The sequence below is a fragment of the Paenibacillus sp. 1-8 genome, from assembly GCF_056316205.1.
In genome coordinates, this window is record NZ_CM149995.1 from 3,664,218 (window position 1) to 3,678,166 (window position 13,949).

Consider the following 13,949-nt stretch of genomic DNA (forward strand, 5'->3'; position numbering starts at 1 on the left):
TTCCACATCTTTTTGCTACTTATGCAGCTATAAACAATAAAGAAAATCCAAATTACAGACAGTCACTTGTGACTGGATGACGGAACGGAATAATTGCTTGCAATTTTTTGTGACGCTTCTTTTGAACTTGCTGTTTGCTCCTAAAGAAAGGGAAACTCTCTCACCATCTCGACAAAACACTTCGCTACGCTTCGTAGACGTTTCATCGACCTGCCGCCGTTTCCCTCTTGCCTACGGCAATTCACCCTATGCGGCTCAATTTGTGAAACTTACCTTTATATGTATCAGAAAGCTTCTTCGTTTGTAAGCACTTTCCACAAAAATGTTGCAAAGATGATTAAAAACACTTATAAATACTGCCTTTTTTAAATTAGCGTAATTATATACTATAGGGTTTTTCCACAAAAATGCTGCAAAGAAAGTCAAAAAACACTTATAAACATTGATGTTTTGCTAGTTGCCAAAAAGTTTTATTGTAGTTTGGATTGATATCTCCATTTTCTAAAACTCTTCTTTGATCTCTATTTTTACCTCTAATGTTGTAAGGCATATTATCTTCATTAAAATATTCATTAATTGTCCTGTAGCTCTTTAATCTCCTATCTCTTCCATCACGTAAATTCAATTTTTTAATTAACTCTGCTTGTTCTTCCTTGTATAACCGTTTACCTACAATTGTATCCAAGTAATCTGTAATATCAGCCTTTTCATATGTATCATCTAATATTGTATATGTATCTTGTTGGAGCCTCGTTTTTATGTAGTTCATATATCCATTTTCTTCACTGACTACTTGTTCAAAAAACTGCTTGTCATATATTTCTTTGAAGAACATCAAATCATTGATAGCTTTATCATATCCAACTTCATTATTTACTGGACGGTCATATACAATACGATTAGGCTGTTTTGGATCGGCTACACTTGGTTGGACAGAAAATATAAGGGCTAGTAGAAAAAGCAGATCAGAAGAAGGAGCGGATCTACGATGCCAAAACCAAGACGTACATTTACGGCAGAATTTAAGAAACAGATGGTGCAGTTATATGAGAATGGAAAGTCAAGGGTGAACATTGTTCGCGAGTACGACTTGAGTGCGTCTGCACTGGATCGTTGGATTGCGCAGAGTCAAAATTCAGGTTCTTTTACAGAAAAGGCGAATCGTACGCCGGAGGAGCATGAACTTCTTTCTTTACGCAAAGAAATTCAACAACTACGAATGGAGAACGATATTTTAAAGCAAGCCGCGCTGATCATTGGACGAAAGTAAATGTGATTCGCAACAACGCGCACAAATACTCGGTATCAGCATTGTGTAAAGTCCTGGAACTACCACGCAGCACCTATTACTACAGACCTGAACCAGCTGCTAACGAAAACGAACAAAAGATGGAGAACGCGGTTGTGGACATCTTTAGAGCAAGTCGAAATAACTACGGAACACGCGAAATCAAAGTGGAGTTAAAGAAAAAAGACATTCACACTCCACGTCGTAAAATCGGCCGTATGATGAAAAAACAGGGTTTAGTCTCCAATTATACCGTGGCTCAGTACAAGCCTTCCAAGAACGGTTCCAACGAGTCTGAAACCCAGAATCGACTGCAACGTCAGTTCCAGCAAGAAGAGCCCTACGCGGTTGTCGTGAGCGATCTGACGTATGTACGAGTGGCTGGGAAGTGGCACTACGTATGCTTATTTGTAGATCTCTTTAACCGTGAGATGATTGGTTTTAGTAGCGGGCCACGGAAGACAGCATCGCTTGTGTATCAGGCGATTGCCAGCCTTTCTGTCCGATTGGATTGTATCCAGATGTTTCATACGAATCGAGGGAAGGAGTTTGATAACCAGCTGATCTCGCAGGCCTTAGAAACATTTGGTGTCACCCGTTCGCTTAGCGCAAAAGGCTGTCCTTACGATAATGCTGTAGCTGAAGCTACCTTTAAAATCTTTAAAACGGAGTTCGCAAACCAGACTCATTTTCAATCAGAGGAGCAGCTTGATGTCGAGTTGCGCGACTATGTCTACTGGTTTAACCATCACCGTATTCATGGTACACTCGGGTACCTCACACCTGTAGAAGCCAGGAAAGTGCCCTCATAATAGTTGTTCAGTTTAGTGTTGACAATCCACCATCCAAGCGACTACGATCTCAGGTGACACCTCCTTTCCAACTCCTTGTACTTTTTTAGCACTTCGATTTGTTGCTTAAGGAAACGATTTTCAGCCCGTAGATTCTCCACCTCCGAGCCATACTCGGGTCCTTTTCCGTAGCTATATTGTTTGCCCACAGGTTGTTCCAGGCGATACAATTCACCGCTGCGATACCACCGCATCCATGTTTTTAATTGCGTCTTATTTCGTATGCTGAGCTGCTCCATGACTTCTCGCACCGAGACACCTTCTAATCTCATGTTTATTGCTTTCATTTTCACTTCCCGTGGATAGCTTACTCTTGTTGCCATAGCAAAAACACCTCCAAAGTTTCTCCTCACATCTTACGACATGGGGGCATTCTCTTGAAGGTGTTTTAATTTGTCTCACGTTATAGGGTCAGTCCCCTCCGACCCAGCGCTCATATATGAGACAAGAGAGAAAGACCAAAAGCAAAGAGGCGTTACATTATTCTTAGCTATAACGATATCCATCCGTGGTTACAAATCGCTGCTGTACAAGGTTTATTAAATGTTCCACTTCTATTTCTTCTGTTAAATTACTATGACGTTCTCTTATTTCAACAATTCCATTTTCAGCTCGTTTACCGATAGTAATTCTTAAAGGTAGACCGAGTAAATCCGCATCTTTAAACTTAACTCCTGCTCTCTCATCACGGTCATCAAGTAATACCTCAAAACCCAGTTTTGTTAAATTTGTATAGATTTTATCTGCTAAATTCATCTGAATTTGATTATTAACTTGAATCGGAATAATGTGTATATCAAATGGAGCAACAGATAATGGCCATATGATGCCATGTTCATCATGATGTTGCTCTACTATAGCTGCAACTATACGTGATATACCTATACCATAACAGCCCATTACAATTGGATTTTCAACGCCATGTTCATTAAGGAAAGTAGCTCCTAGTTTATTACTGTACTTTGTCCCAAGTTTAAATATATGGCCTACCTCAATACCTTTTATCAAATCCATCTCATTCGAGCAATGTGGACAAGCATCACCTACAACTACATTACGCAAATCATGATATTCGTCAACATATATATCCTTACTAATTCGAGTATTAAAAGCATTATCTAAATTGATTCTTATAATATCAGAGGGTATTCCCGCTGTAGTTAAGTCTCCTATTACCTTAACGTTATTCTTCTTATCTTTTTGATCAATAAACACTGGATAAAAATTCAATAAATTTATTAATTCTTCATTACTCATCATTCTAAAATCACAATTAAGAATACCTTTTACCTTAAATTCATTAACTTCATAACCTTCCCTCACTAAAACTAATATAGGACCATCATCAGTCATAAAAGCCTGTACCCTAATTATATTTTTAATAGACTGATCCGGGATAGAATCTATAATTGTTTTATTTTCCGATGAAATATTCTCCAACGAATTTATAGCATATTCTGCTTTTTCGACATTTGAAGCATAACTACATTTATTACACGTAGCAATCGTATCTTCCCCTATTTCCGTTAAAACCATAAATTCATGTGATCCATTACCTCCAATGGCTCCAGAATCGGCTTCCACTGCTTTAAACTTCAAAGCACAACGAGTAAGTATCCGCTGGTACGTATCGTACATATTTTTATAACTATTTTCTAAACCTGTCTGGTCTCTATCAAACGAATACGAGTCTTTCATGATGAACTCACGACCTCGAAGTAATCCATACCTTGGGCGCTTTTCGTCTCTAAATTTGGTCTGAATTTGATATAAATTAATAGGAAGCTTTTTATATGAATTCACTTCCTGAATTAACTTAGTAACTACCTCTTCATGTGTTGGACCAAGTACAAATTCACGATTATGCCGATCTGATAAACGGATCAATTCAGTACCATAATCATTCCATCGGCCACTTTCTCTCCATAGTTCTGCTGGTTGTAGAGCAGGCATCAATATCTCTTGAGCTCCACTAGAGTTCATTTCTTCACGAATAATCCTTTGAACTCTGTGTAAAACTTTTAATCCTAAAGGTAAAAAGGTGTACACCCCAGAAGAAAGCTGCCTAACAAAACCTCCACGCAGCAATAATTGATGACTTGCCACTTCCGCTTCAGAAGGCTCACCTCTTAAAGTTGGAGTATAATAAAATTTTTGTCGCATAATTCTGTTCTCCTTTTGTTATAAATTAAAATTCCAGTAGTGACATTCTTCCAGTATCTCACAAGGAATTCAAGCTTGAATATTATGTCCTCTCTGGCTCTAAGCTCCTTAATTTCCTGCTATATATCCCTTATGAACAACAGCATTAAGGACGCTTACATGACAAATGAAACTGACTTTCGCTGTTGAAACCTATTACAAAAGTATTATATCATAACCATTTTACAGCAATATAGAATAAATCGCACAGGAAGGATATCACCCTTTGTACCTGTATATCGAATTCTTTTACAACCGACGGATTGTCAAGCCAAGTGCGACAGTTCCTCTGAAAAGGATTCGTGAGCGGTTTTCCAACCCAAACATTTTCGCGGTCTGTGATTGATCAGGTGGAGGACCTTCTCCAAGGCTTCATCCGTAATTTGGGCGAAATCCGTTCCCTTGGGGAAGAACTCTCGCAGCAAGCCATTGGCGTTTTCATTGGAGCCCCGTTGCCAGGAGGAAAACGGATCAGCGAAATAGACCTGCGCACCATGGATAGCTTCGAGGTTCGCATAACAGGCGAACTCTTTGCCGCGGTCACGCGAGCCGTAGCTATTTGGAATGCTTTCGAAGGGTATTGGGGAAGCCGCTACACCAAAAGCGATCTCCATGGACAAAGCGGTACGGCCTGGCATCGGAATCGCGGTGAACAACCGCACTTTGCGTTCCAGAAACGTGGCTACGCAGCCTTTACTTTTTCCACAGCCTGAGACAACGGTATCCAATTCCCAATGTCCAAACGTTTCCCGAGAACGGACTACTTTGGGGCGCTTTGAAATGGGTGTGCCAACGGTAAACTTGCCACGGGTTTCTGCTGGTTTCTGTCGCTTGCCTTTGTGCCTAAGTACGGTTAGAGCCCCTTTCACCAAAAGGCCTGTATACAGCTAGCGATACATGGTTTTGAAGCACACCACACGCTGTCCTTCCTGACGCAACCGTTCCACGATCTGCTCGGGAGACCAGGTGGCCTGTAGCTTCTCTTCGATGACTGTCGCCAGCTGTGTTGTCCACTTCCCTATGGGAACCGAGGCCTTGCGACCGCTGGACATAGCTTTCCTGAGATCGTTCAGCCTGGTAAGGCTCTTGTGCAGCGCTTCGACGGAGTTCACGGCTAATCGTGGCATGGTGTCTGCCTAATTCCTAGCAATAGCTCTGGCACTTTTTCCCTGCTGATGGAGGATTTCTAGCTTGCTACGTTCAACTATGCTAAGATGAGTGTAGCTCATGGTGGATTCTCCTTGTGTGAATGGGACGTAGTAACTTTCATTCTACACGAATCCGGCCATGGGCCCTTTGTTTAATTATTTCCAGTAAGTGTCGTACTTCATATTACAATCTGTCAACCAAAAACGCTCCAACAGCACGTTAGGCTATATATCGCCAATGTACTTTGAGCAGTTTTTAATGAAACAATAGCCTAGCTTTGTATCCATTCAGTTATCCAAAATACAATAGACTATTATATGAGAGATACGACAGGTAATATGAAACAAGGAACCCTGCATGTATTAATAAAAATTGTAATTCCCCGTTTTTTTTATTTGCTTCTCTGCTTTCTTTAATAAAAAAACTGTTAATAAGATACAAGCTAAATTTGTAATAATAAAATAAGTTATATTTGTTATGAGGTCCCTTTCCTCTACCCCTATAATAATTTGTCGCAATAAATATAATACATGAGTAAGCGGAAACATATTTGAGACATAGACTGCCCACATAGGAAAGACACTGGCCGGAAACCTAACTCCTGAAAAAAAGACCATTGGCTCATCAAGTATATTGAATATAACTGAAGAATCTCTTGAAAAAAGAAAAATTACGTTCATTAAGCCCCCCCAAATTACCGCTGAGGATAAGAGGATAATATAACATAAGGGTAATAAATATATTGTTGTTAAGGTCAACCCTTTAAAAAGGGTAACAATAAGCATTGCAAATAAAAAAAACATCCAAACATTCTCGATAAATGCACCCAGCGAACGTCCATACATAATGGCTAATTTATTGGCTGGAGAGAGAAATACAATCTCTAAAGTGCCGTTGACTCTCTCTTGATTCATTTGCCAAGCACTTTGTACTAAAGACCAAAAACAGACATAGCCTAAAAATCCTACAATAAGATATAACAAAATCCCCTTTTGCGTAAATGCATTATTCGAGATATCAAAAGGTTTATATGAATAAAAGGCTTGAAAAAACATTAAAATAGGCCACAAGAACAAAGAAAAATAAAGGTACTTTGAATGAAAAGTATTTTTATGCTGCTTTTTCACTTCTGCAATGATTACTCTAAAAATAACAACTCCTCCTATTTCCCGAGTTCAAATATATTTAATAAAACATCTTCTAGATGAGGTTCTATTAATCCAAATTCGAAAATATCTACTTTATATTTGTTAAGCTCCTCTAATATTTTATAGGTGATATTACTCTGCATAGATAATTTCAGTTTAAAATCAAATGAATTCTTTTCAACATCTAACGAAATATTATTATTTTCCGCCCATTTCTGCAACGATTCTTGCGTACTTTTGGAAATAGGCCTTATTGTAATGAATAATTCAAATTTATTTTTAGACATTTTCAATATATCATTTTTCGTTCCATGTGTAATAATCTCCCCTTTATCAATAATATAGATATAATCACATAATTCTTCCACTTCATTTATGTAATGAGAAGTAAGGAGAATGCCTTTATTTTCATTGTTCGCTAATTTCTTTATATATTGTCGTAGTTCCTTCGCAAATGAAATATCCAGTCCCAAGGTGGGTTCGTCTAAGAAAATATAGCTCGGATTGTTAATTAGTCCTCTGGCAATTTGTAACCTCTGTTTCATCCCTTTAGAGAACTGTTCTACTGGAGTATGCGCCTTTTCAGTAAGACCGACCATTTCCAATGTTTCTTTAATATAATTTTTTATGAATTTCGAAGGCAAATTATAAAGTGATCCAAAGTATTCCAAATTTTCGACAGGTGTCAGCCTGGAGTAAATATTTTTTTCTCCTCCGGATATCATATTGATCTTTTTTTTCGCTTCATTCGGATACTTTACTGCATCAATATCATCTATTTTAACCGTCCCGTAGGTGGGATCAATAATACAGGACAATATTTTTATTAAAGTGGATTTACCCGCACCATTAATTCCGAGTAGTCCTACTACTCGACCTGGTTTTACGATGATTTCCACTTCTTTCAGCGCTATCAATTTTCGCGGCTTTTGCCTAGAGAAAATTTTCCTTTCCCTGTTCAGGCTATATTCTTTTGTTATATTTTTTGCAATTATCATATCATAACTCCTAGCTAAATATTTTTTCCAACATTCTTTTAGTTAAATATAAACTCCATATGTACCCACTAACAAAGAGAACTGCGCTTGATACGATCAGAAAAACAGCTGTTGAAAGATGGCTTTGTAGTGGTTCTTTGTAAATTAAAACACTCCGAAATAAAGAGATGGAAGAAGTTAAAGGAATCAATCCGGAAATTTTTTGTACCCAAAGCGGTAAATATTGAATGGGAAAAGAAATCCCAGAAATTAAACTCATGAAAATAAATAGGGTATTCTGTGTAATATAGGTATCTCTTAGATACAACATTACTGATGAAAAGAAGATTCCCATAGAAAAAAATGCCATCAAGGATATCACAAAAACAATAGCAGCATCTAGAATGTTAAATCCATTTATATTTGCTCCCAGTATAATGCCTACCAATATAATCACAAATAGCTCCATAATGGATCTTCCCAATTGCTCAATTAAATATCCGAGAAAATAACCCAATCGGGAAGCAGAGGTTTGGAGTATCGGTTCTATTGTTCCTTCCCATAACTCGGTCATCAACGATCTGGATATATTCATTATAACGGCAACTGAAAATGTATAAATCGCGGTTCCTATGGTAACGAACGTCATATAATCTGCTTGCTTTGCTAAAGCCAAATAGGATTCATTTACTGAGCCTTGGAACACGTAAGTATACACAAAAAAAGGAAATACAATCATGGTAACTCCCATGACCAACCTTCCAAAAATATAAGACCATGGAAATGCCCTTTTATTTATTAAATAATTTCTTTTGGCTGTGGCAATAGCTAATTTAATCATTTAATTTTCATCTCACTTTCACTATAAAATACCGGTAAGCAAAGGTTAAGGAAATGGGTAAGTTATAGGCTAAATGAGCCACAATAGGGACGATTAAGCTACCCGATTCCAAATAGAAATAACCAGATACTGCACTCAACATAAATTGGAATAAATAATCTAATCGTTGATTCTGTGAAGAGGAAAACCTGTGCAAATAGTGCTCAATTGTAAATAGCATAGCTGAAACAACAACTGCCAAATAAATATTCATAAATGATGATAAAATGATAATAACCACTGATTTGTAGAAAATTTCTTGCCAAATAGCCGAAAAAATATAGCTGTATATCTCTATTAAAGCTTTTCGCAGAGAGACCACAGGAAGCAATGAAATGAAATCCTTATTATAATAAGGGGCCAATTCTTTTATTCTGACCGATAATAATAAGGAACTCAGGAGCAGCGCAAGGAAAATATAAGGCATTATGTTTTTTTCTTGTTCAAGATTATTGTACAATGTTACGACACCAATAATGTACGGAATAAAGTATATCGTTCTTCTTAACCAGTCCGCTCCATTGAAACAGGAATCGCTAATCTTTCCACTTAGATAATTTGTGAAATAGATGATTTGAAAACCAATAAATAAAGCTATAGTGCTGGATTTATTGGATGCAATAACCAAAAAATATAGCTGTAATAGAGAAACTAGCAAATATAATTTACCTTTAATTTTATTCATTTATTATTTCAACTAGCTTGTTCAGCTTAAGTTCTGTTAAAAAATCATTGGTATCATTAATTACTGTATCCAGATCAATTTTGAAATGCTCTGAAACAATACTTGCTATCTGGTGCGCGGTATTCACACCATTTATTTGATTCCAAATTAAGTCAGAGACTTCATCAAGTTCATATATATCATTATTTAAAGATAAATATATTTTTTTATTAATAATTCTATATTGTGTAAACATGTTTTTTATATATATCACATTATCTATCCCCTTTAAAGTGATAAGAAGGAGAAAATACATTTCCCCTTCTTTTGTTACATCAGTATCATTAGCAGTTTTGCATTCCTGCTATCAGCTTAACTTTTTTCAATTTCGGTGCTTTATACATTTAATTCACCTCCTTTCAGTAATATTTTAAAATTAACAAGGGATTTTATTTTTTGACAGGAACTGATGTGATTTTGTTCAGTTCTTTTTGAGCAATTATATTCAATTCCTGACAAACAGATAGTATATTCTGTACATATCTTCCAATATCCACGTTGTAGAAAGATTCAGATTGCAATAATAGATAGGTATCCATTATTTTATAATCCGGATGAAATTTCTCGTATCTTTCTATTTTCCTGTAGCGCCATTTCTCACTAGGGTTTGTTTCACCATGGGCAGCTAGAAAACTATCCACTGATGTGTTAAGAAGTTTTTTTGCGAGAAAAAATGTAGTTCCAATATCTCCTGAAGATAACGAACCTTCAATATCTTCCAGATATCCGCTGTAATATTCCATACCTTTGGTCATTAAATAGTAATTCAACTTTTGAAGATCAATTGATTCAAAGATTAATTTGAATTTTTTCGGATTATGAAGAGGCTTGGCAAATTTATATCTATGGATCAAATCTATTACATCCGATGGTATTCTTGATAAATGTTCTTCAGTAGTCATATTGAGATTATTAAGTTTGGAAAGTGCGTCTTCGAATTTTCCCCATGTCCAAAATTCAAAATCTAGCCTGATACCTTCGTGTATGAAATTCTTTGTAATCTGTTCTTCTTTTGTCACCGTGGAAACTTCTGATGTCATTTCACTATTAATCTCGCTTTGTGAGTTCAGACATTCATTGGAGCAAATTACATAAATATCTATGTCCGATGATTTGTTGCCAAACCCCTCCATTATCGAGCCTGCCTGATAGACAAGAATTGAACTGTCATTCTCGATATTATTAATATATTGCAATACAATATCTAGATTTTGTTTAACTTTTCCCAAAAAAACCATATTATCCATGAATAACACTCCCCCTAACTATGTATGATATAATCACCTTTTGAACCTCTTCGATACTCTGTAAAGCATCAATTTCAATCAAGTTATATTTGTTTTTAATAAAGTTCAAATTGTCATCGAGCTCATGTAATTTTTTTTCATTTTGAAATAGCGTCGTTCGCGCATCCTCACGAACTTCATTTCTTTTTTTTACATCTTCCACATTCATCTTCAATAAAAACGAATAATCAGGCTTTATGAAGTCGCTATATAGAGCTTCAATCCAGGCAGCTTCTATGTTATATAAAGATCTATATGCTATTTCATCAAAAAAATACCGGTCAAACAGGAACGTTTTCCCCTTTTTTAGAAGAGGCTTAATAACATACTTCATCCATTTCTCAGCATCATCCCTAGCTATTTGGGCTGTTTCCTGAATAAGAGCAGTGTCATTAAAAACATCATTAAATAAAACCTTATCTTGAAGCTTTCTATTCAATCTGGAGTATAAATAAAACCGTAACCCAATCACATCGTATTTATCAAATTCATTATAATAATATTCAAAATCAGAATCTTGATCATACTCTTCTGGGTTGTTTAAAGAATAAATCGATAAAGATTTGTGTCCTTGCTGGCTATACCAATCCAGCAGTTGTTTTACTTGAGTGCTCTTTCCGACTCCATCAAAACCAGACAAAGTAATTATCATATTCCCACCTCCGAAAATTACAATTTAAGAGATAATTTTTTTGAAACTTCCAGGTATTTTGAAATGAGTTGCTTATTCTCTAAATTATCACCTGTATTATTTTGCAGTTTAATTTGGAAATGTGCGGCTCCTAAAAAACATCTAGCGATAGACATATAGATCACTTTAATGAATTTATACTTTTCCGGCCAAATATCCATAACACGTTCAAAAGGATATTGACTATTTTCTAGCATAAAGAATGCCGTAATTAAACTTCCCAATTGAAATTCCTTAGGAGAAAGGACTATCGATTCAAGATCTATGAATCTCACTTTTCCATCATAAATTACGTTTTTTCTATGAATATCATAATAAACCAATGTATTACATTCATTACTTAAAAATTCCATGAAATCACAATTACCGAACAATGAATAACCTAGATTTTTCACTTCCGATTCTTCTATGTTATTAAAAGCATCGTACATTTTGACGAATAAGTTGGGAACGAGTTTATCAGATGAATAATCCATTTTTCCATTAAACAATTTAAACATATCGTATGTGGCCATAATTACCTTACACTTTATCTCTTCGCCAACTTCTCCAAACAAATGTTCCCCATCCAGAAATTCAAACACTTTGATCGTGTAGACATGGTCAATATTTTTGCGTTGAAATAAAGCGAGCATTTTAGGGAATACAATTTGATCCTCTTGTTTTTTCAAAAGATTATATTGAAATATATCAAACGCTTTAATAGGTGAGTAAAAAATTTTCATCACATACTGCTTATTGAGGGTCCTTATGAAGTATATGGTTTTTTTCGAATCTTCTTTAATCTTTGTGTGAGGTATTTCGCTCCATGGATTTGAAATTTCATGAACCTTACTATGTGATACATCAACGGCGGTCCTTCTGTCCCTGTTCATAATTGTATTAATCATCGATCTTATAAAACCGGCATGAGTAACAACAATTTGCGTTGTAGCGCTCATCATGAATTGTTCTAAAAAGACTAATACTCTGGCTTGAAGCTCATCACCTGTTTCGGCTTTCGGTATACCATCGAGATCCCCCCGGCTTGTCCATATTCTATAATACTCAGGGTACTCCCTTTCGGCGACACTGTGACCAATCTCACCTAAAACGCCAGGGTCGAACTCAATAATAGAGTCATCTAAAGAAATTGATATATGAAACATGTTGTTAAGGACTAGTGAAGTATTTAACGCTCTTACCGTAGGACTACTAATTATAATGCCTGCTTTATTGAATTTATCCTTATTATTTCCACAGATCTGCTTTGTTTGATGATATCCTTCTTTTGATAACTTATAGTGAATACCTCTCCCTTGAATGATGCGGCTTATATTTCCCTCTGATAATCCATGCCTCATAATAATTAATTTACTCATCCCATATTCTCCAATAACACACTACATTTTTCTAAAAGTTCCTCATTCTCACTGAAAGCGCAGATGAGATAATCATTAAGTTCCACGTTCTCATCCAATATGTTGCAAATTTTTTCGTAACTAATTGATTTTGAGAACTTACTATAATAATAATTATAAATATTAGTAACAGCATCAGAATGAGCAAGCATAGTATCCATTTCCTCACACGAATAACTACTTGATGAAATGGCTTGATTATCTCCATTAACGTCTATCCACATTTCCTGATTAGTTTGCCCGACAATTGAATAAAGCGGGGTGCCTTGGATAACCGTCAGAGAATATGCAAAAACAGAGGTTGGCTGCAATATATTTATTGTAGTTTTCAATGAGTCAACCAAACCTTTTAGGGTATCACCAGGTAGGCCTGTGATTAATTCAGCTCTCCAAGGTATTGAATTATCACTTAGTTTCGGGAGCTCGCCAAAAATTTTGTTGATGGCATTCCCTCTTACCCATTTTGGAACATCGGGATTAAGCGTTTGTATCCCAATTCTTATTTCTTTAATATTACTGGTTGATAAAATATTTATATATTCATTGTCAATAAATTCTGGTCTTAGATATGCAACAATTTGAGTTTCCGGGGCATATTTTTTGAAAAGTTTCAGAATTTGTTTCCCTCTATTCGGTACACCACCTAAAATAGGGTCTATTATAAATACTTCTTTAAAGTTAATTTTGCCAATATTCTTTATTTCCTCTTCGACAAAACTATCCTCAAAAAAACCCAAATTACTTCTGGTCTTATGACCACAATATCCACAGGAATAAGGACAACCTCTCGTAGTTTCATACCACAAGAAATCTTTACAGAGATCGTCTCCCAACATTTCAAGCATTTCGCCCGAAAAAAGTGGTTCCCCATGAAACATATTCTGTTCCTTTAATAATTGATGTTTACGGTTGTCATGAATAGTTCTTGCTACCTTCTTTTGTTGTTCAAAACCGGAGATTCTGTCCTCGCACCAACGGAGAAGAAATTCTTCCCCTTCACCAATACAAAAGCTTACATCTTCCCATAAATCGTAATTGAGATTATTTGCTTCTGGACCGCCAACAATTATTTCGCCTTCAAAGTTCATTTCCCTAAGCATATCGATAATTGTTCTAACTTTATCAATAGTCCACATATACCCTGTAAATGCCAAGAGTTGTGTGTTCTCCTGTAAGATTTTATGAGCAATATGTTCATGTGATTCATTTAAATCAAATGACAAATTTTTTACATTCAAATTCTTATTTTTCAGTAACGTTGCAGACAAACGCAAGGCCGGGAGCGCTAGATAAGTAGGATATTCATCAAGTCGATGAAAAAAAGATATGAATCGAAATTCTACCATGGGAGTA

12 protein-coding genes and 2 pseudogenes are annotated in these 13,949 nt (G+C 36.0%); 1 reads left to right on the plus strand and 13 read right to left on the minus strand.

The genetic code is table 11. The features are described 5' to 3' along the window. Positions 1-433 precede the first annotated feature (433 nt). Entirely contained in the window at positions 434-769 is a 336-nt protein-coding gene (locus AC0WRU_RS16780) for a hypothetical protein (RefSeq protein WP_476125622.1), read from the minus strand. A 219-nt stretch (positions 770-988) separates the two neighbouring features. Between AC0WRU_RS16780 and AC0WRU_RS16785 the strand changes: the two genes are divergently transcribed. Continuing rightward, positions 989-2,100 (plus strand): IS3 family transposase gene (locus tag AC0WRU_RS16785; RefSeq protein ID WP_476125623.1). Its coding sequence is split into 2 segments (ribosomal slippage): positions 989-1,235 and positions 1,235-2,100, totalling 1,113 coding nucleotides; the frame shifts between segments, so codons are not numbered across the junction. 39 nt (positions 2,101-2,139) lie between these two features. On the opposite strand, the pseudogene AC0WRU_RS16790 reads toward AC0WRU_RS16785, so the two are convergent. The 12 genes and pseudogenes from AC0WRU_RS16790 to AC0WRU_RS16845 form a co-directional block, all read right to left on the minus strand. Continuing rightward, positions 2,140-2,462 (minus strand): annotated as a pseudogene (locus AC0WRU_RS16790) (IS3 family transposase); the annotation flags it as partial. Between the two features lie 163 nt (positions 2,463-2,625). Then, positions 2,626-4,302 (minus strand): proline--tRNA ligase, encoded by a 1,677-nt coding sequence (locus tag AC0WRU_RS16795; protein WP_476125624.1) that lies wholly within the window; start codon positions 4,300-4,302, stop codon positions 2,626-2,628. Positions 4,303-4,607: 305 nt separating this feature from the next. Beyond that, a pseudogene (locus tag AC0WRU_RS16800) lies at positions 4,608-5,570 on the minus strand (IS30 family transposase). 282 nt (positions 5,571-5,852) lie between these two features. Continuing rightward, positions 5,853-6,617, minus strand: a complete 765-nt coding sequence (locus AC0WRU_RS16805) for an ABC transporter permease (protein ID WP_476125625.1) — start codon at positions 6,615-6,617, stop codon at positions 5,853-5,855. 35 nt (positions 6,618-6,652) lie between these two features. Continuing rightward, positions 6,653-7,636, minus strand: a complete 984-nt coding sequence (locus AC0WRU_RS16810; RefSeq protein ID WP_476125626.1) for an ABC transporter ATP-binding protein — start codon at positions 7,634-7,636, stop codon at positions 6,653-6,655. 10 nt (positions 7,637-7,646) lie between these two features. Continuing rightward, positions 7,647-8,456, minus strand: a complete 810-nt coding sequence (locus AC0WRU_RS16815; protein WP_476125627.1) for an ABC transporter permease — start codon at positions 8,454-8,456, stop codon at positions 7,647-7,649. A gap of 7 nt (positions 8,457-8,463) precedes the next feature. After that, positions 8,464-9,180 (minus strand): CPBP family intramembrane glutamic endopeptidase, encoded by a 717-nt coding sequence (locus AC0WRU_RS16820; RefSeq protein ID WP_476125628.1) that lies wholly within the window; start codon positions 9,178-9,180, stop codon positions 8,464-8,466. Continuing rightward, positions 9,173-9,433 carry a PqqD family protein gene (locus AC0WRU_RS16825; RefSeq protein ID WP_476125629.1) on the minus strand — a complete coding sequence of 87 codons (261 nt, stop codon included), beginning with the start codon at positions 9,431-9,433 and terminating at the stop codon, positions 9,173-9,175. The genes AC0WRU_RS16820 and AC0WRU_RS16825 overlap by 8 nt, the downstream gene beginning before the upstream one ends. A 175-nt stretch (positions 9,434-9,608) precedes the next feature. Beyond that, positions 9,609-10,466, minus strand: a complete 858-nt coding sequence (locus AC0WRU_RS16830; protein ID WP_476125630.1) for a nucleotidyltransferase family protein — start codon at positions 10,464-10,466, stop codon at positions 9,609-9,611. Next, a complete protein-coding gene (locus AC0WRU_RS16835; protein ID WP_476125631.1) occupies positions 10,459-11,157 on the minus strand; it encodes a dTMP kinase in 699 nt (232 codons plus the stop codon). The genes AC0WRU_RS16830 and AC0WRU_RS16835 overlap by 8 nt, the downstream gene beginning before the upstream one ends. Positions 11,158-11,174: 17 nt before the next feature. Continuing rightward, complete coding sequence (locus AC0WRU_RS16840) at positions 11,175-12,557, minus strand: histidine phosphatase family protein (protein WP_476125632.1); 1,383 nt, start codon at positions 12,555-12,557, stop codon at positions 11,175-11,177. Next, a complete protein-coding gene (locus AC0WRU_RS16845; RefSeq protein WP_476125633.1) occupies positions 12,554-13,942 on the minus strand; it encodes a B12-binding domain-containing radical SAM protein in 1,389 nt (462 codons plus the stop codon). Before AC0WRU_RS16845 ends, AC0WRU_RS16840 begins: the two co-directional genes overlap by 4 nt. Positions 13,943-13,949: the final 7 nt, after the last annotated feature.